Origin of the sequence: Vibrio nigripulchritudo ATCC 27043 (assembly GCF_000222685.1) — a bacterium.
Classification (GTDB): domain Bacteria; phylum Pseudomonadota; class Gammaproteobacteria; order Enterobacterales; family Vibrionaceae; genus Vibrio; species Vibrio nigripulchritudo.
In genome coordinates this window covers 1-19301 of the sequence record NZ_AFWJ01000113.1, presented here as the reverse complement: position 1 = coordinate 19301, position 19301 = coordinate 1, and the positions used below count along the sequence as shown (strand labels likewise).

Genomic DNA, 19301 nt, shown 5'->3' with positions numbered 1-19301 from the left:
TTTTAATTAGTGTGACTGTGCTTCGCCTGCACCTGCTGGTACACGTACGTGTTCGACCAGCTCTTTCACTTCTTCTGGTGTTTCGTCAGTTACTTTCGATACTAGGAAGGCAACGGCGAAGTTGAAGACTGCACCAATAGCACCAAAGGCGTTAGGCTCAATGCCTAGGAACCAGTTGCTGCCCCAGCTCTCTAGATATTTCCAGTCAGCAATAAACAGAATGCCTTTGTGCTGGAATACGTAGAATAGGGTAATACTGATACCTGCAATCATACCGGCGATTGCCCCTTCTTTATTGATGCCCTTGCTGAAGATACCCATCATCAGTGCCGGGAATATCGACGATGCGGCCAAGCCAAAGGCGAGCGCTACAGTACCGGCAGCAAATCCTGGTGGGTTGAGACCTAGATAGCCTGCCACCGCAATTGCCACCGCCATCGATATCCGACTGGCGAGCAGTTCCTTCTTCTCGGAAATATTTGGATTTATCACCCCTTTTATCAAGTCATGCGATATGGCGGAGGATATGGCCAATAGTAAGCCTGCTGCTGTCGATAGTGCCGCTGCCAAGCCACCTGCTGCAACCAGCGCGATTACCCAGTTAGGCAACTTCGCGATTTCAGGGTTAGCCAGTACCATGATGTCACGGTCTACTTTCAGCTCGTTAGTGGTTTTGTCAGACGTGTACTGAATTTTGCCGTCGCCATTCTTGTCATCAAACCCTAGCAAACCTGTAGTTTCCCAGTTCTTGAACCAAGCAGGGCGTTCGTCGTATTTCAGGTATTGACCCGGAGCAGGGTTAACAGTGTCCATTAGGTTTAGACGAGCCATTGCTGCAACCGCTGGCGCTGTGGTGTACAGGATAGCGATGAACAGAAGTGCCCAACCTGCAGAAGTACGTGCATCACGCACTTTCGGCACTGTAAAGAATCGAATGATTACGTGAGGCAGACCTGCCGTACCAATCATCAGAGACATGGTGTACACAAACATATTCAATGTATCGCCACGCACCGCAGTGGTGTATTCGGTGAATCCGAGTTCCGTCACGACCTGATCAAGCCGGTCGAGCAGATAGACATCGGTGCCAGCCATGGTACCACCCAGACCAAGTTGCGGAAGAGGGTTACCTGTTAGCTGAAGTGAAATGAAGATTGCGGGAATAGTGTAAGCTAAAATGAGTACGCAATACTGAGCGATCTGTGTGTAGGTGATGCCTTTCATTCCGCCCATAACCGCGTAAATGAATACGATACACATACCAATCACTAGACCAGTTGAGTAGTCCACTTCAAGGAAACGACCAAATGCAACGCCTACGCCTTTCATCTGACCGATAACGTAAGTTACGGATGCAATGATAAGACACACAACAGCAACAATACGTGCTGTGTTGGAGTAGAAGCGCTCACCAACAAACTCAGGCACTGTAAACTTACCGAATTTACGTAGGTAAGGCGCCAGTAGCAATGCAAGCAGTACGTAACCACCTGTCCAGCCCATCAGGAATACGGAACCGCCGTAACCCATGAAGGCAATAAGACCTGCCATAGAGATGAAAGACGCAGCGGACATCCAGTCAGCGGCGGTTGCCATACCATTCGCGATTGGGTTAACCCCTCCGCCAGCAACGTAGAACTCTTTGGTAGACCCAGCGCGAGCCCAAATAGCGATACCGATATAAAGAATAAAGGTAGCGCCAACGACTAAATAAGTAATAGTTTTTAGATCCATCTTACCGACTCCTTACTCGTCCACGTCAAATTCGCGGTCTATCTGACGCATCTTCCACGCATAGTAAAAAATAATGCCGAGGAAGCAGTAAATTGAACCTTGTTGTGCAAACCAGAAACCAAGCTTATATCCGCCCAGTTGGAACTGATTCAACGCATCTACAAACAAAATGCCACAGCCGAATGACACGACAAACCAGATCGCCATCAGGGTGATCATCAGTTTTACGTTTTTATCCCAGTAGGCCTTTGCCCGTTCTTTGTTTTCGAACGCCATTGCCGTCTCCTTACGATATATGATTGCTCTTCATTACATGAACAGCTCGTTGTTAACGATTTGTATCAGGATTTACAATAGCAAGATGGTTTCAAGAACTCTTTTCTACTTTAGTCTGTGCGAGAAAATACAAAAGCCCCCTAGAAACGGGGGCTTAGAAGAAGGCATTCCAAAAAATGAGATGTTAATACATTGTTAACTTAGCCAAAGGTCTAAGACTCGGGCTCCATTTGTTGAAGAAGAATGACGGCTTGAGTTCGGTTTTTTACCCCAAGCTTTCGGAAGATGGCGGTCATGTGCGCTTTGATCGTGGCTTCAGAGACATTGAGCTCGTAGGCGATTTGCTTGTTCAGCAAGCCATCAGAGAGCATGCCCAGCACGCGGTATTGCTGTGGCGTAAGAGCCGCAATTTTTTCGCTGAGCTCGTTACACGCCGCGTTGTTGGTGATCATGCCTTCTGGAAAGAAAGGTTCGCCATTCAGCACTTGGTTTAGCGCAGAGACCAGTTCTCGCATGTCACTGGATTTGGGGATAAAACCAAATGCACCATGGCTTTTCACCTGAGTAACCACGCTTGGCTCTTCGCTGGCGGAAATCACCACAATAGGCAGATCCGGATGCTCTGCGCGTAGCTGGATCAAACCTGACATACCGTTGGCTCCGGGCATTTTCAGATCGAGCAACAAGAGATCGGGCTCTTGCTCTTTTTCGAGCAGTGAAAGGAGAGCATCCAGTGAGTCTGCTTCGAGCAGATTCGCGCCACTGATCGCCATATGCACCGATTGAAATAAGGCATTTCGAAATAGGGGATGATCGTCAGCGATCAGTATGGTGTAGGTCGAGTCCATGACGTTAAGTACTCTTTAACAGACAGTTAATTTAATTATTATCACTTGCTTGATGATTCAACAACAAATAAGCCCTTATTCTCTGATTTTTCTTCTGAAAATGTGAAAGAGCCAGACTGAAAAAGCCCGACTCTTTGTTAATTGATAGTAATGTCAAATAGTTAGCTCAAAGCGACGATTTCATCCGGGTTCAACTGAAGTAGGATCGGTGCCCCATTTTTCAGGTGAGTCGTTCCTCTTAGGTGCGGGTCATCCACCATTAACATTTGCCCGCCGACATCAATGCCGTAGCGTACTAAATGACCCAAAAATTCCCGATGTTTTACCTTGCCTTCGAGCTTGATGGCGTTTGAATCCGGTGCAGAGTGGCAGATCTCCAGGCTTTGTGGGCGAAAAACCAAAGACAACTCTCCTTTGGCTTCAGACTGATAAGGAAACTGAATGCCTCCATCCGACTGGAACACACTGCCATCATTGGATGACATGACCTTGCCGTTGAGCACATTGGCTGTGCCCAAGAAGTCGGCGACGAACTTATTCGCAGGGTTGTCATACAGCTCGATGGGCTCTCCAACTTGCTGGATCACACCCTGATCGAGCACCGCGATGCGATCAGAAATCGTATTGGCTTCTTCCTGATCGTGAGTCACGAAGATCGTGGTTAATCCCAATTGCCTTTGTAGATCAAGAAGATCACGTCGCATCTGCTCACGTAAATTGGCATCCAGATTGGAAAGTGGCTCATCCAGAAGCAGTACTCTGGGCTCTACTACCACTGTACGGGCAATGGCGACCCGCTGTTGCTGGCCACCCGAGAGCTGAGACGGGCGTCGCTCTGCAAGGTGAAGCAGACCAACCAAATTTAGTGCTTCGTCTACCCGGTTTTTGATTTGGTTTTTCGGTACTTTTCTCTCTTCCAGTCCATACGCCACATTTTGGCGCACTGTCATATGTGGCCAGAGTGCGTAGCTTTGAAACACCATGCCAACATTACGCTTCCATGGCGGCAGTTCAATTACGTTTTCATCGCCCAATAAAATCTCTCCATTGGGTACGGGACCAAACCCTGCAATGGCGCGTAATAAGGTCGATTTACCTGACCCCGATGGTCCGAGAAAAGCGAAAAACTCGCCGGGTTGAATGTCTAAATTTACGCCTTTCAGCACTTCGGTTTCGCCAAATGCCAAGGTTAAGTCTTTGATGGTAATGCCAACTTGCTGGCTATTTTCTAAACTCATGGGAAATTCCTTTTCTTAATGACTCTTTTCGCCGTGAGCCTGGCGAGTGCGTTCAACAATGGTGTGGGACAGGTAAGTCGCAAGACCGACAATTAATACGGCAATCACACCCAATGCGGCTCCGGGACCACGCCCAGCGGCGCTTTGCATAAAGATGTACAAGCCGTAAGCCAGTGGTGCATCGGACTCCTGTGCCACTAGCATAATCGTGGCAGAAAGTTCGACCGCTGCCGTGGCGAATGCGGTGACAAAACCCGCCAGAATACCGGCTGCCATTAATGGCACCACAATGCGACGAATGGTGGTGGAGCGAGTGGCTCCAAGGTTTTCTGAGGCTTCTTCCAGAGATGGGCTGACTTGCTGCAGAGCGGCAACACAAGAGCGCAGTGCATACGGAAGACGTCGCACCGACAACGCGATCACGATGATGCCCCACCAAGTTGCCATTGAGGTGCCGACAATCGGCAAGTCGACATCGTAGAAGGTACGCAAATAGCCAATGCCGAGAACCACGCCGGGAACGGCCAGTGCTGCCATTGCGCCGAAGTCGAGCCACTTTCGACCCACCATTTTGGTGCGCCATACGAGGTAGGCGATCGCGGTACCCAAAATCACATCAATGATGCCTGCCAGACCTGCATACAACAGTGTATTAGTGATGAAGTCGGAAGCTTGGGTAACTGCTGTCGCGTAGTGGTCAATGGTGAAGCCATCCGGTAGCGGGCTGAAGCTCCAGATGGTGCCGAAAGAGAGCAACAACAGGGCAAAGTGTGGCGCAAGCACCAGCATCAGAATCAGCGCAATCACGGCATAACAACCCACCATTTCCATTGGGCGAAGCTCGCGTTTCGACAAACCGCCACCGCCTTTCTGAGTGGTGGAATAATCTTTGCCTTTTAGTGCCTGGAAAGAGACCCAAAGCGCGAACACAGAGAAGGCCACCAGAATCACGGAAATCACGTAACCCATAGGGTCAGAGATACCCACAGAGGAAATACGAAGGTAAGCCTGCGGTGCCAGCATGTCGTTGACGTTGAGTAGAAGCGGGGTACCCAAATCATCGAACACTTTAACAAACACCAGAGATGCCCCTGCGACATAACCGGGCATGGCCAGTGGGAAGACGATTTTTCTGAACAGCTTTAAACCGGATGAACCCAGCGACTGTGCAGATTCTTCCATTGAGCGGTCGATGTTTTGCAGCGCGGCAGACAGGTTGATCAGAATAAAGGGAAAGTAATGGACACTCTGGACGAAGATGACGCCATTCAAGCCTTCCATCACTGGAATGGTGAATCCGAAATACTCATCCAGCAGCAAGTTCATGGTGCCGTTTTCACCAAACAGCAATTGCATCGCTACTGCACCGATAAATGGCGGCATGATCAGAGGAACAATGCCCAGTGTCTGAATCAACACCGTGCCTTTAAACTGGAAGCGGCTGGTGAAATACGCCAGTGGCATGGCAATCACCGATGCCACGATCACTGACATAAAGGCGACGTAGAAGGAGTTAAAAAACGACTCCTGAAACAGGGTAGAGCTAAAGAAATCCTGAAAATTCACCAGAGAAAAACTGCCTTCCTGATCCTGAAAGGCAACAAAAATGACCTTAAGGACAGGAACGAACAGAAACGTGATGATAAAAAGTGCGATGATGGCAGCTGCGAGATACAAGCCCCAGTCTTCCCGAATTTTTTTCAATACACCGCGACTGCCGGGCTTAGTGCCGTTTTTTGTCTGCGAGAGAGAAACACTACTCATAAGAAACTCCGTGTTCTTGAGATTAGGTCAACAGACCCTAGGCTCGAAAAATAAGAATCCCCCCCGGCACCGCGTAATTACGCGGCGCCGACCTACAAGTTGGGGGAATCAGATAAAGAGAAGTAAGGTTTGTTTACAGCATATCGAGCGCTTGTTCGGCAAGTTCTTCGGCTTTCTCGTAGTTGGCAACCACCTGGTTATCCCAGGATTGTTCGATTTCTGCTTGACGAGCGCCGACCTTGTCGGTTTTCTTCTTACGCTTTTTGGTGAAGATGCCAGAGAAGTCCGGATCGCTGGCTTGCTCTGCGGTAATTGGCATTTTGTTGATTAATGCTTTTGCTTGAGCAACCAGATCCAATGCTTTCGTATTGTTCTTAGCTTTGGCTTCAGATTCGGCTTCCTGAATCGCTTTGGTGGCGCTTCGAAGTTCATCCATGCGGTAGGTGATCATCACGTCGAACAGGCTGTTCACCACGTTGTAGCGCGATTTTGATAGGTTTAGGTCAAAGTCGACGGTACCCAGTTTTTCGCCCGTGAATGGGTTAGGGAAGCCTGCTGGTGTGCTCGCATAAACCGCTGGATTGACGGGTAAACGCTGAATCTTTTTATCCAGTAACAATGCCTGACCTTCGTCAGAAAGCAGGAAGTCGATAAAGGCGCTTGCTGCTTCTCCGTTAGGGGCATTTTTGACTTTACCGACGTTAGCCGGCACCAATGCCGTTACCGTTGGGTAGTGGAAATCCACCGGGAACCCCGTTGCTTTGGAAGATAAGCCAAAGAAGTCAATCACAATGCCGACACCAAATGAGCCACTGTTTACGCCATCTGGTACCCCGAAACTGCGCTCGGTGACCACGCGGAAGTTACCGGAAATGGCTTTCATGGTTGCCCAGCCGTCTTCCCAGCCTTTACCCTGCAAAATGGCTTCAACTGTTAAGTGTGTTGTGCCTGAACGGGACGGAGCTGACATACCAACGTGCTTGTGATAAATCGGATCGGCAAGGTCTTCCCATTCTTTCGGAACGGGCAATTTTTTGGCTTTCATGTAGCGTTCGTTCCACATCATGCCATAGCCAGAAAGGGCGAAACCTTTGTAGTAGCCATCCGGATCATTGATGGGGAAAGAGCCCACTTTTTCAGGAATGCCCGTGACCGAGGATTGGTACTGTGCCAGCAAATCGTTGTCTTTCAGCACTTCAAATGCGTCGGGGGCAGATGCCCAGAAAATGTCAGAGCTGTTGCGAGATGAGGTTTCCTGAAGGTATTTAATGCCAGATGTGGTTTTCTTTTTCAGGATTTCGACCTTCACATTCGGGTATTTTTTCTCGAAGGCTTTTTTGTATACGTCCGTTACGTCGTTGGAAAACGAGGTGACGATGACCAGATTCTTATCCGACATTGCGAAAGCAGAGGTGCTGCCCATTGCGAACATCATTGCGCTGGTTAGCGTCAGCAGTTTGATTCCATGTTTCATTGTGCACTCCATATTTATTCACGTCATTGTTATGTACGTAGGGTTATCCGTGTGCCAGTTACCGATAAATAACCGGGTAACTGGGTATAGATATTCCAAATGTTGTGCCAATGTTAAATTTTGGTTAAGTGTCTAATTTGAAATGATTTTGGTTTTCACTAAAACTTGTGGATGTGTCATTGAGAAGAGAATGTGATCCGTGAGTAGGTCATTTTTGACCTACTCTTCTGGGGTGGAATCTGTGGTGTAGTCTTCTTTCTTTAAACCGAACTTTTTCATTCTGAGGTAAAGGTTTTTACGGGGAATGTCCAAATGCTCGGCGGTATCACCAATATGACCTGAAAACTGGGTCAATGTATGGTGAAGAACGGAGAACTCAAACTGGGTCAGCTGATGCGCCAGACTGTGGCATTCCTGCTGGTTGTTGGTGAATATCAGATCGGATATTCCCAGCACAATTCGGTCAGCTTCGTTCATCAGTTCACGCACATTGCCCGGCCAGTCATGGTTCATCAAATGTTGAAAATGCAGCGGGGTCAGAGCGGGGGCTTTCTGATTTAACCGCTTTTCTGCTTCATGAATAAAATGCCCGAGCAGGACTGGAATGTCCGACTTTCGCTCTCGCAACGGGGGAATATCCAGTGTCGCGACGTTCAGTCGATAGTATAAATCCTGACGAAATTCGCCCTTCTGGGAGAGTTCGAACAGGTCATCTTTGGAAGCAGACAACACCTTAAGGTCGACGCTTACTGTCTGGTTACTGCCCACGCGTTCCAGTTCGCCTTCCTGAATTACCCTCAACAGCCTAATCTGAGCAGACAACGGCATGCTTTCGATCTCATCCAGAAACAGAGTGCCGCCCGAAGCGTATTCAATTTTTCCGATGCGCTTTTTGCTTGCGCCGGTAAAGCTTCCGGCTTCATGACCAAAGAGTTCGGATTCAATCAGATTTTCAGGCATCGCACCGCAGTTGATGGCGACAAAGGGTTTATTGTTGCGTTCCGACTGGCTGTGCAGCGTGCGCGCAATTTTCTCTTTTCCGGTGCCAGTTTCTCCGTTAATCACAATGTTGACGTCGGCGTTGGCCAGCGTGATCAACCTTGTTTTGAGCTTTTTCATCGAGTCGGATTCGCCAATCAACAACTCATCTAGAGTAATAGTGCGTGGGTGATTTTGCTTGAGGCGACGGTTTTCCAGCGTCAACTCTCGGTGTTGAATCGCTTTGGTGACCAGACCAACTAGATGCTCTGGTCTGAGAGGTTTTTCGACGAAATCAAACGCTCCGAGCTTAATGCATTGCAGCGCAGTTTCGATGTCTGCGTGACCAGAAATCAGAACCACAGGCAGATCGTTATCCAACTGCTGCAAATGCTGGAGAAAGGTCATGCCATCCATATTGGGCATACGAATGTCAGACACCACCACACTATTGCTGTTGTACTGGATACAGGGCAGTGCCTTGTCTGCCGAGGCAAAGGCAGTCACCGACATACCATTGAGTTCCAGAATTTCGCTCAGGCTTTCTCTGAGCTCTTTGTCGTCCTCCACCAGTACTACATGGGTTTGAGACATAGGGTGACCTCCGTTCCTTGATTGGGTTGAGATTCAATGGAAATGGTGCCGCCAAAATCCTGAATGATATTGTGAGTGATGGACATGCCAAGCCCCAGTCCGCTGCCCACATCCTTAGTGGTGTAGAAGGGTTCGAATATCTGGTTCAGTTGTTCGGGGTGCATGCCGCAGCCGTTGTCGTGAACATGAATCACTACATTGTCTTGGTTTTGGGTAGCAGAAATGCGTATCTGAGGGGCAAACTTTTGGTTTTCGAGCTTTTGGTTTTCAGGCTCTTGGTTTTCTAGCTTATGGCTTTCAAGATCATGGTCTTTGATTCGGGTTTGAATGGCGTCCAGACTGTTGCTGATTAGATTAACAAAAACCTGCTCTAGCCGAATGTCATTGGCGCTGACGGTTAAGGTTTCTTCGACATCGATAGCTATCCAATCAGCGGGTAGGTTTTCAGTAAACAGTTCCATGGCGTTAAGTGCGATCTTCTTAACGGGCGTGCGCTGGGTTATGTCATCGGTTTTTCGGGCAAAAGACTTCAGGTGCTGACACAGCTTGGTGGCGCGATCGGTGATCTTATCGATACGAGTCAGCTTGTCTTTTGCCTGTTCAGGCTGGTTTTTCTCCAGATACTGCACTGCTAGGTAGCTATTCGAGCGAATGGCAGCAAGGGGCTGGCTGAATTCGTGAACAATCCCTGAGGTGAGCTGCCCGAGTACCGCCAGTTTCGCCGCCTGAACCAACTCTTCCTGAGTGGCTTTGAGATCTTGTTCTGCCAGCAATCGCTGCTCGATTTCATCCACCAGTTGTTGGTTTTTCTCTTCTAGGGCTCCGGTTCTTTGGCGAAGCTGCATGGCGGTTTGATTAAAGACATTGGTGGCATGCGCCAGTGAGGCGACTTCATCTTGCCCAGAAATTGCCAGAGGCGTTTGCAGTTCACCTTGTGCCAGATGCCTCATGCTGCGCAGTACGTTGGCGAGGCGATTAAGAAGCTGGTTTTTCAGATAAAGGGCAACAAAAACCGTCAGCACCGCAATGACCAGAATGGTGAAATTGAGCTGGCTTCGACTGGTATTAACGATGTACGTGATTTGCTCGGCGGTTTCGGTTGCCTGCTTTTCCGCTTCGCTAACGGTTTGCGAAACGATAAGCCGAATGTCTTGCAGCAGCAGTTGGTTTTCTTCGAGTAGCTCCTGATTGCCTTCATCCAGCGACAGAACTCGCAGTGCTCTTTGGATGGGGGTATCACTGCCACTGATATATTCATCAAGGGCAGAGGCAATCTGACGAATGGTGACCGTACTGGGCATGCTTTGTAGCGTGCTGGTTTGTTCTGAAATCGTCACCATGGTTTCATCAATCATGCTTTGCGCCGCAAGGATGTCGGTGCGATTGGAAAACAGGGATACTCGCTGAAGTAAATCCAGCACAAGGTTCACGTCCGCTTCCAGTTTGAGAAGCTGGCTTTGATTATGGGTTTCGGATTTGAGGGTGCTGAATTCGCCGGACGACAAGCCATTTTTCTTTTGCAGTTTATCGAGCAACAAATCCAGATTGAACTGGCTCTCTTCGGTGAGTGGTATAACCTCATCGACAAAGTCGATCTGCGTCCAGTACAACTGTTTCCTTCGTCTCTGCTGCTGTTCCTGAATCAGCAGTTTTTGTTCGGTGTTGGTGTAGATCTGGCGGACGTTTTCTTTTAATTCTGCCGCCAGCTTGAGCATCTTTTTATGGTGCTCTGGCGAGAGTTTTTCCGGATTAAACTGGCTGAGCTTAGGAAGGGCAGTGTCTAAGCGCGCATTGGCAGTTTGCAAAGCCTGAGTCGATTTCGCCAGCGCCAAATTGGTGGCATCGGTGGTGATTTGGCCGCCTAATTCGGCAAACCTGGCTGCGGCAACCATCACTGGCAACTGCTTTTTCCCCCAGGTTTCAGAGGATGTTGCTAGGTTTTGCAAGGTGATGGAATTCGAGCCCACCATGGCGATAGCCAGCCCACCAAGAACCATAAACAGAGCAAAGATTCGCAATGCGATACTGTGGCGCTTTTTCATGGGGAAACCTCCGCGAGAATCCGCTCTAGCGTGGTGATGCCTTTCGCCATCTGTTTATTCATTTGGTCTTGCCATAGCTCGGTAATACGCTGGTAAAAGTCTTCATAGCGATTGGTCGTGCTTAGTTTCTCGTTCAGCGTCGGGTCGGCAGCAACGTCTTCTTCAACGGGGATTTGTCCGATATCTGCCAGTATCTGAGCGAGCTGTTTCTGCTGAACACTAGACAGCGGATGCTGGTGGACCTGATACCACAACCGCCAGAAACGATGGAGATCATCCAGCCGGTGGGTGATCCACTGGTCAAACAAGGCATTCACCGTGTGGTAGCGGCTGGCAGAAAGCTGGCTATTGAACGCGGAAGTGCGACTTTTGGCTGCCATTTCAAGCCCGGTCTGATTGGGAATGCGATTTACGCTGGGCAGGGAAAGCAAAGCTTGTCCGTTTTCTGACAGCAGAAATTCAACAAACACGTTTCTTGAACTCGGTTTTTCCTGCTTTGTGAGCCCAATTTGCGCTGGAATCAAAGGTGTATCAGGAAAAGGGTGAAAGCCGACCGGAGCCTGACTGGCAAGAGCGCTGCGATAGAAGAAATCAACCACTGGAGCAACGGTAAAACGCTGTTTAATGATGCCTTCACGCACACCAAAGCTGCGCGCTGTAATGGTGGATAAATTCCCTCCGAGTTTGAGCAAAAGCCGCCAGCCTTCATCCCAACCATATTGCTGGAGGACGAGTTCAATCACTAAGTGATTGGTGCCCGAACGCGACGGGGCGCTCATGGCAACCTGGTTTTCAAATAACGGGGTGGTCAGGGTTTCCCAAGAATCCGGTTCGGGAAGGTCGAGCGCTGCCAGCCTGTCGGCGTTCCAGAAAAAGCCAAACTGCGACCACGCGAAGGTGTGACTTTGCTGGATGAAGCCCTGCTGCTCTAGCTGCGCCATGGCATCGGAAGAGCTCAGCCAGATAAGGTCGGGCTGTGGCGATCGCTGCTGAACCAGATGTGCCATGAGTGCAGGCGTTTTTTTGTTGATAAAGCGAATCGGGTACTCGGGATATTGAGTGGCAAAAGCTTGCTCAATGGGCGAGTAAAAGCTTTCAGGAAAGGACGTCAGTACAACGATGTTTTGCGGGAAAGGCTCTGGGTTTTGTGCAACAGAAGGCGATGAGAACAAGGTCCCCATGTGAACGAGTAGCGCAAGAACAATCCATTTCATGACAATAAACTCAATGTATCCATTGAATTCATTATGTTGAAAATTTGAGCTTTTAACAGAATCGAAACAAAAAAATGTGAGCCTGAAAATCAGGCTCACATCGGAATTCAGCTAGGGTTTAAAGTGCGTTTAGGTGGGCTAAAAACGGCTCTGCGGGCATAAAACCAGTCAACCGTGCATTCGGGATGTATTCGCCGCTCGCGTCCCAAAATTCGATGGTCGGTAAGCCCAATACTTCCAGCTTTTGCAGTAGCTCGATGTCTTCTGGCATGCTGCGAGTCACGTCTGCCTGAAGCAGTACGTAGCCTTGCAGTTTGGCTTCCACTTCTGGCGCGTGGAAGGTGTATTTTTCAAACTCTTTGCACGCCACACACCAGTCTGCGTAGAAGTCCAGCATCACTGGTTTACCCGCTTGCTTAGCCGCGGCTAATTCTGATTCTAAATCGGCAAGGTTTTTAATGCGTTTGAAGGCTACCGTTGGCTCGGCTTGTGCAACGGCTGATGGGTTCCACCATTGTGAAATGATCGGCTGTGCAGAAGCGACCAGACCTAATACCGCAACAATGCCGACCACGCTTTGTTTCCAGCCACCAAACGGCAGGCTGTTCTTAGCATGGTAAAGCCAGCCAAATGCAGAAAGCCCAAGTACAGACCACATGATCTGTGTCCACAGTTCAGGCAGGATTCGCTCCAGCAGGAAGATAGGTGCCGCGAGCAGAATAAAGCCGAACATCACTTTCACGCGATCCATCCAGCCACCTGCTTTAGGCAGAAGCTTGTTACCAAATACGGCAACCGCAATCAGCGGTATACCCATACCCAGCGCCAGTGCGTAAAGTGCAACGCCACCCGTAAGCAGATCGCCACTTTGCGCCACGTAAAGCAGTGCGCCAGAGAGTGGGGCAGTGGTGCATGGAGAACACACCAGACCAGAGATAGCGCCCATGGCAAACACACCTGCGTTGCTGCCGCCCTGTTGTTTGTTGCTGAGGTTGTTAAGCCAGGTTTGCACGCCACTTGGTAGCTGCAAGGTATACACCCCAAACATCGACGCCGCGAGCGCGATGAACAGCACGCTCAAACCAATCAGTACGTAGTGATGTTGCATGGCTGCCTGAAATTGCAGACCGGCTGACGCAACCACTAAGCCCAGTAGCGTGTAAGTGAGCGCCATTCCCTGCACGTAAACAAACGATAAGCCCAATGCGCGTTTTTGACTGATCTGACCGCCACCCAGCACAATACTGGTCAGGATGGGGTACATCGGCAATACACATGGCGTAAAGGCTAAGCCTACACCCAGTGCGAAAAACAGCAGTGGCGTCCACCAGCTGTTAGCCAGTTTGTCGGCAAAGCCAGACTCTTGAGACTGAGTGATAGTGGAACGTTCTTGAGCTTTTGGCGCAGAAGCAGTTGGGGTGTCAGACCCGCCAGTAGAGGTAAACGCAGAAATCGGCACCGTGCGAATTTCAGGTGGGTAACAGAACCCTGCTTTGGCACAGCCTTGGTATCGCACTTCCAAAAGTGCATCTTTAGTAGCAGAAATCAGTGGAACGGTAACCGTTAGCGGCGTAGTGTATATGCGAACATCACCAAAAAACTCATCCTTATAAGGCTGACCGTCGCGCATTTCAATCGCGCCGATTTCAGCACCGTTGGCGGTGACCGAAATGCGTTCCTGATAAAGGTAGTATTCGTCTTTAACCTGCCATTCTAGGCGAACGCGATCATTGTCCTGAAAAAAGTTGAACGGAAACGCTTCGTCAACCGGGACAAACTGATTCGGAGAAGTATCAAAGCTTGGCGTAAATCCCTGAGCATTATTGGAAAACAGCTCAGCTGAAACGGGAGTCGTTATCGACAGGCTGACCATCAGCCACAACAAAAATGATCGCAGAGTTTTCATCACGTTACTTGTAAGAAAAGGAATACCCTATCAGACCCGATAGCGGCGTAATAAGTTTCATCATATCAGCGATTGGCAGAAGAAAACATTAGGCAGATAAGGTGAGGATTCATAAGTTGAGAACAGTTGCTCAAATTGAAAATGAAATATGAAAAAGGGAAGCATTGCTTCCCTTTTCTTAATCTTCACAGCTTGTTAGATGAGTATTCCACCAAACGCGAAGCCGAGAGCAACCGCCGTGGCGATAGTGACCACACCCGGAATGAAGAACGGATGGTTAAACACCCACTGACCGATTCGAGTTGAACCCGTGTCGTCCATTTCTACTGCCGCCAGAAGCGTTGGGTAGGTAGGTAATACAAACAATGCGCTGACCGCAGCGAAAGACGCCACAGCCGTTAGGGGAGCAACACCAATGGCAAGCGCCGCTGGCATCAGAGCCGTTGTGGTTGCGCCTTGTGAGTAAAGCAGCATAGAAGCAAAGAACAACGTAATCGCCAGCATCCACGGGTACTGTTCCAGAATGTGTGCAGACAAGTCTTTGATCTGATCAATATGGCTGGATACAAACGTATCACCCAGCCAGGCGACACCCAGAACACAGACACAAGCACTCATACCAGACTTAAACGTCGCAGCATTGGCAATCTTAGAGGCATCGATTTTGGTGATCATCACAATCGCTGTAGCAGCGGTCAGCATCAGAGCCATAATCGCCTGGTTACGACCGATCGCCGGATCTTCAATCAAGCCCACAGCGTTAGAAATCATGGTCGCATAAGCCACAACGGCGATGATTGCTGCGAAGAAGATGTACACCGATACTTTGGCCGTTGGCAGAATTTCACGCTTTTGCGCACCCTGCATCTTGATTAAACCCTTCGCCAAACGATCCTGATAGATTGGGTCATCTTTCAGTTCGCTACCTAAGAAATTAGAAACGAACGCACCCACCATACAGGCTACGAAAGTGGTTGGGATACAAACCGCGAGCAGAGTGAGATAGCCCACCCCTAGTGGTTCAAGAATGCCTGAAAAAAACACCACCGCCGCAGAAATAGGTGAAGCCGTGATGGCTATTTGAGAAGCCACGACCGCAATCGAAAGTGGGCGCGAAGGACGAACCCCCTGTTCTTTGGCGACTTCTGCAATAACTGGAAGCGTGGAGAACGCCGTGTGACCCGTACCTGCCAGCAAAGTCATCAGGTAAGTGACCACTGGTGCGTAAAACGTAATGTGTTTCGGGTTCTTGCGAAGAAACTGTTCAGCCAGATCGACCAGCCAGTCCATCCCCCCAGCAACTTGCATTGCTGCAATCGCTGTAATCACCGAAGCGATGATTAAGATAACGTCTACTGGGATGCTGCCAGCAGGCACACCCAGAACCATGGTTAACGCCACTACACCCGCACCGCCAGCAAAGCCGATACCGATGCCCCCAATCCTCGCACCTAAATAGATAAAGAGCAGGACTACTAACAACTCGACCATAATCATACGTCGTACCTTATCTTAAAATCCCAATTGGTAACGTCTTCTTTTCTCAGGAAAAGAAGACCAAAACTCAGCATAAAAATTTATGGAATGCTAAAAACGGCGCAGACTATAGCAGATTAACAAAGCGAATAGGACTGATATAAAACAAACTTATGCTATTTGGCGCTATTATCAGCAAGCAAAAATGGGACCTTATGGTCCCATTCTGTTAATTAAATCGTTTGGCTTTGTACTTTGGATGCATCAGATTGTCTACCGAGAAGATATCGTCTAACTCTTCCTCGGTGAGTAATCCTCTTTCCAGCACCACATCTCGGACACTTTTGCCCGTTTCGGCACAAATTTTACCTACGATGTCGCCTTCATGATGCCCGATATAAGGGTTGAGGTAAGTAACAATACCGATGGAGTTATACACGTAGCTTTCGCAAACGTCTTTATTGACAGTAATACCGTCGATGCACTTATCACGGAGGTTTACGCAAGCGTTGGTCAGAATCTCCAAAGACTCGAACATGCTCTGAGCGATAACAGGCTCCATCACGTTTAGCTGCAACTGACCGCCTTCTGCCGCAAAGGAGATGGTGTTGTCGTTACCAAGAACTTTGAAACAAACTTGGTTCACAACTTCAGGAACAACCGGGTTCACTTTGGCTGGCATAATGGAAGACCCCGCCTGAAGCTCAGGCAGATTCAGTTCGTTCAAACCAGCACGAGGGCCAGAAGATAGCAGTCGCAGGTCATTACAGATCTTAGACAGCTTCACCGCCAGTCGCTTAAGCGCACCGTGAGTCATCACATAAGCACCGCAATCGGATGTCGCTTCAATCAAATCCTCGGCAGGGACACACTCTAGCCCGGTAACCTCGGCAAGATGTTTAACCGCTGCGGCTTGGTAGCCTTCCGCCGCGTTCAGACCCGTACCAATTGCCGTTGCACCAATGTTCACTTCCAGAAGAAGCTTTGACGTGTATTCAAGGTTGCGAATTTCTTCGTTCAGTGTGACCGCCCAGGCGTGGAATTCCTGTCCAACCGTCATTGGCACGGCGTCCTGAAGCTGGGTGCGACCCATTTTCAACACGCTGCTGAACTCCTGACTTTTCAGCTCGAATGCCCCTTTCAGGTATTCAATCGCATCCACCAGTTTGCTTACGCTGTTATAAACGGCAATGCGGAAACCAGTTGGGTAGGCGCAATTGGTGGACTGGCTTTTATTCACATGATCATTCGGGTTAATGAACTCGTATTGACCTTTCTCTTTGCCCATCAGCTCAAGAGCCAGGTTTGCCACCACTTCATTCGTGTTCATGTTGACGGACGTGCCAGCGCCACCCTGGAAGACATCCGACGGGAACTGATCCATGCATTTACCCGTTTCCAGAATCACATCACAAGCCTGAATAATTGGGTTAGCAATGTCGGACGGGATTACGCCCAGTTCTTTGTTGGCAAGCGCTGCTGCTTTCTTGGTCATGACCATTCCACGCACAAATTCAGGGACGTCAGAAATGGTTACGCTGGAAATGTTAAAGTTTTCAATTGCTCTCAGTGTATGGATGCCATAGTAAGCATCGGCAGGAACGTGACGTTGACCGAGCAGATCTTCTTCAATGCGAGTCGCAGACAGAGGGGAAGTGTGATTAAGATCGATAGTCTTAGCCATAACAGGATCCTTAGTTTTTTATTGTAAGTATTGAAGCTGAGTTAGCCACATCTGTGTTTTAAGAATCCATTCGTCAGAATAAACGGCTACAAAATCGGTCCTGACTTATGAGCTCATCTTATCGAATTGGCGGCATAAAAATAGTAGCCTGATCACCTTTTGAGTCATTGAGTTGTCAACAATTCTTACAGAATTGTGATTTCCTAAGTCAGGTCAAGTTTCTAGGTTCAAAGGGCATTCTTGAGTGCTGGATCAGAGCGCAACTTTTAAAGGAAGAATTGTTGTTTGTCAGTCAAAGCAATACACTGGCGGTAGTTGCAACAGGAGGACCCGTGTTTCCGATACTTTTACTGCTATTTATTGCTGTACCCATCATTGAAATTGCGCTCTTTATTCAGGTGGGTGGCTTTTTAGGTTTCTGGACAACCATAGGCTTGGTTCTACTGACTGCCTTTGTGGGCGCTTCTTTAGTGCGAAGCCAGGGCTTGCAAACTCTGATGTCGGTACAAAGCCGATTACAGCAAGGCGAACTGCCCGCTCAGCAAATTGTTGAGGGCGTTATGCTGGCGGTTGCCGGTGTGTTGCTTCTGACCCCCGGATTTATGACCGATGCATTAGGGATGCTGGTTCTTCTTCCGGCACCAAGAGCCGTGATCGCTAAGCAATTGATGAGCAAAGTGAAAGTGCAAAACTTTGGTAATGGCGGCGGGTTTCACGCCCAAGGTGGCTTTGGTCAGCAAAACCCATTCGAGCACGACCCGTTTCAACGCGGTGGAGATAATTCCAAAGGGAACACCTTTGAAGGCGAGTTTGAACGTAAAGAAGACGACGATGACCGCAACCGCTTAAATTAAGCGAGCACCATTCAAACGTTTTATGACTGCATTTCTTTGAACAACCCAGAAAGGGGGCTGGTGACACCACTAGCCCCTCTATCCAAAACATGAGTGTAGATCTGAGTTGTTTTTACATCTTTGTGACCAAGCTGCTCCTGCACAGTACGAATATCGGCACCAGATTCTAATAGGTGAGTAGCAAAGCTGTGCCGCAGAGTATGGCATGTGACAGGCTTTGCTATATTTGCCAGCTTAGCCGCCCGTTTTACTTCTCTTTGTACACTTTTCTCATTGATATGATGGCGACGCAATTCGTTAGATTCTGGATCAAAGCTCAAGTTGTTAGTCGGAAACAGATAGTGCCATCCAATATCCATCGATGCTTTGGGGTATTTTCTTCGCCATGAAGGTTTGAGCCATACTCCCGCATAGTTAGGGTGATGGAGGTCGACGTTATAAATAGCTTGGACACACTCGGTTTGCTGTTTGAGTTCTTTTACTAGCTCCGGTGCTAAGGTTACCAATCGATTCTTGTTTCCTTTCCCTTGCCATACGCGGATAGCTAAGTAGTTATAATCAATATCATGCACTCTTAGCCGAACACACTCCATCACACGTAAACCAGAACCGTACATAAGTTTTATAGGCAAAGAATAGCCTGGACTAACATGCTTAAGTAATTGACCCACTTCGCTTTTAGTTAGCACTATTGGTATCTTGCGGTCTCTTTTTGAGTAGCGGTAATCTAAATTGAAATCATCGCCTCGCTTAAAATATTCGACATATAAATATCGAAGTGAGTTAAGCGCGACTGCTTGGGTGCCAGCCGCCACATTTTTTTCCAGCACAAGTGAATTCAAAAACGCTTCTACGTGTGATTTATCAAGATCTTTAGGGTGTTTCATTTGGTGAAAACGAATGAACTGGGCGATCCATAGAAGATAGGTTTTGATGGTTCGTTTAGCATAATGCCTGAGCATCATGTGTTCTTGAACGCTTAGCAAAAAGAGACTTTTCATGTGGCGCGCCATTACTGTTTTTACATACAGTATGATTGAATGGTGCGCAATGTCCACTTTGTTTTAAAGTGAGTCATATTCTTGTGACCGGCTTCTTGTGCTAACGAATAATAATTTTATGTATTACATAACCTTATGTGCTAGCCTGAAGAAAATATCCACAAGGAAAAATAGGTGCTTGTGGATGAATTATTCGGACATTTTGTCCCATAATAATT

General features: G+C 48.5%; 14 protein-coding genes. 1 reads left to right on the top strand and 13 read right to left on the bottom strand.

The window, feature by feature from the left end; genetic code table 11:
• Nucleotides 1-6: 6 nt before the first annotated feature.
• The 12 genes from RH89_RS11530 to aspA form a co-directional block, all read right to left on the bottom strand.
• Nucleotides 7-1734, bottom strand: a complete 1728-nt coding sequence (locus RH89_RS11530) for a sodium:solute symporter family protein (protein ID WP_004402002.1) — start codon at nt 1732-1734, stop codon at nt 7-9.
• Between the two features lie 12 nt (nt 1735-1746).
• Entirely contained in the window at nt 1747-2010 is a 264-nt protein-coding gene (locus tag RH89_RS11525) for a DUF4212 domain-containing protein (RefSeq protein WP_004402000.1), read from the bottom strand.
• 212 nt (nt 2011-2222) lie between these two features.
• Nucleotides 2223-2858 (bottom strand): response regulator, encoded by a 636-nt coding sequence (locus RH89_RS11520; protein ID WP_004401999.1) that lies wholly within the window; start codon nt 2856-2858, stop codon nt 2223-2225.
• 161 nt (nt 2859-3019) lie between these two features.
• Entirely contained in the window at nt 3020-4096 is a 1077-nt protein-coding gene (locus tag RH89_RS11515) for an ABC transporter ATP-binding protein (protein WP_004401998.1), read from the bottom strand.
• A 15-nt stretch (nt 4097-4111) separates the two neighbouring features.
• Nucleotides 4112-5860, bottom strand: a complete 1749-nt coding sequence (locus tag RH89_RS11510) for an ABC transporter permease (protein ID WP_004401997.1) — start codon at nt 5858-5860, stop codon at nt 4112-4114.
• A gap of 133 nt (nt 5861-5993) precedes the next feature.
• A complete protein-coding gene (locus tag RH89_RS11505; protein WP_004401996.1) occupies nt 5994-7334 on the bottom strand; it encodes an ABC transporter substrate-binding protein in 1341 nt (446 codons plus the stop codon).
• 219 nt (nt 7335-7553) lie between these two features.
• On the bottom strand, nt 7554-8906 hold the full coding sequence (locus RH89_RS11500; RefSeq protein WP_004401995.1) for a sigma-54-dependent transcriptional regulator: 1353 nt from the start codon (nt 8904-8906) through the stop codon (nt 7554-7556).
• On the bottom strand, nt 8888-10948 hold the full coding sequence (locus tag RH89_RS11495) for an ATP-binding protein (protein ID WP_004401994.1): 2061 nt from the start codon (nt 10946-10948) through the stop codon (nt 8888-8890). The genes RH89_RS11500 and RH89_RS11495 overlap by 19 nt, the downstream gene beginning before the upstream one ends.
• On the bottom strand, nt 10945-12162 hold the full coding sequence (locus RH89_RS11490) for an ABC transporter substrate-binding protein (RefSeq protein ID WP_038145624.1): 1218 nt from the start codon (nt 12160-12162) through the stop codon (nt 10945-10947). Before RH89_RS11490 ends, RH89_RS11495 begins: the two co-directional genes overlap by 4 nt.
• Nucleotides 12163-12280: 118 nt before the next feature.
• Nucleotides 12281-14059, bottom strand: coding sequence for a protein-disulfide reductase DsbD (locus RH89_RS11485; protein ID WP_038145637.1), 1779 nt, complete (start codon nt 14057-14059; stop codon nt 12281-12283).
• A gap of 204 nt (nt 14060-14263) precedes the next feature.
• Nucleotides 14264-15565, bottom strand: coding sequence for an anaerobic C4-dicarboxylate transporter (locus tag RH89_RS11480; protein WP_004401991.1), 1302 nt, complete (start codon nt 15563-15565; stop codon nt 14264-14266).
• A 208-nt stretch (nt 15566-15773) separates the two neighbouring features.
• On the bottom strand, nt 15774-17228 hold the full coding sequence (gene aspA / locus RH89_RS11475) for an aspartate ammonia-lyase (RefSeq protein ID WP_004401990.1): 1455 nt from the start codon (nt 17226-17228) through the stop codon (nt 15774-15776).
• Nucleotides 17229-17560: 332 nt separating this feature from the next.
• Here aspA and RH89_RS11470 point away from each other — a divergent pair, with 332 nt between their 5' ends.
• On the top strand, nt 17561-18082 hold the full coding sequence (locus RH89_RS11470) for an FxsA family protein (protein ID WP_022551777.1): 522 nt from the start codon (nt 17561-17563) through the stop codon (nt 18080-18082).
• 20 nt (nt 18083-18102) lie between these two features.
• On the opposite strand, the gene RH89_RS11465 is transcribed toward RH89_RS11470, so the two are convergent.
• Nucleotides 18103-19083, bottom strand: coding sequence for an integron integrase (locus tag RH89_RS11465; protein WP_038145622.1), 981 nt, complete (start codon nt 19081-19083; stop codon nt 18103-18105).
• Nucleotides 19084-19301 lie beyond the last annotated feature (218 nt).

Bases quoted from the DNA above. Each gene is read 5' to 3' on its own strand.
- RH89_RS11530 (WP_004402002.1), bottom strand. From the start codon at position 1,734: ATGGATCTAAAAACTATTACTTATTTAGTCGTTGGCGCTACCTTTATT.
- RH89_RS11525 (WP_004402000.1), bottom strand. From the start codon at position 2,010: ATGGCGTTCGAAAACAAAGAACGGGCAAAGGCCTACTGGGATAAAAAC.
- RH89_RS11520 (WP_004401999.1), bottom strand. From the start codon at position 2,858: ATGGACTCGACCTACACCATACTGATCGCTGACGATCATCCCCTATTT.
- RH89_RS11515 (WP_004401998.1), bottom strand. From the start codon at position 4,096: ATGAGTTTAGAAAATAGCCAGCAAGTTGGCATTACCATCAAAGACTTA.
- RH89_RS11510 (WP_004401997.1), bottom strand. From the start codon at position 5,860: ATGAGTAGTGTTTCTCTCTCGCAGACAAAAAACGGCACTAAGCCCGGC.
- RH89_RS11505 (WP_004401996.1), bottom strand. From the start codon at position 7,334: ATGAAACATGGAATCAAACTGCTGACGCTAACCAGCGCAATGATGTTC.
- RH89_RS11500 (WP_004401995.1), bottom strand. From the start codon at position 8,906: ATGTCTCAAACCCATGTAGTACTGGTGGAGGACGACAAAGAGCTCAGA.
- RH89_RS11495 (WP_004401994.1), bottom strand. From the start codon at position 10,948: ATGAAAAAGCGCCACAGTATCGCATTGCGAATCTTTGCTCTGTTTATG.
- RH89_RS11490 (WP_038145624.1), bottom strand. From the start codon at position 12,162: ATGAAATGGATTGTTCTTGCGCTACTCGTTCACATGGGGACCTTGTTC.
- RH89_RS11480 (WP_004401991.1), bottom strand. From the start codon at position 15,565: ATGATTATGGTCGAGTTGTTAGTAGTCCTGCTCTTTATCTATTTAGGT.
- aspA (WP_004401990.1), bottom strand. From the start codon at position 17,228: ATGGCTAAGACTATCGATCTTAATCACACTTCCCCTCTGTCTGCGACT.
- RH89_RS11465 (WP_038145622.1), bottom strand. From the start codon at position 19,083: ATGAAAAGTCTCTTTTTGCTAAGCGTTCAAGAACACATGATGCTCAGG.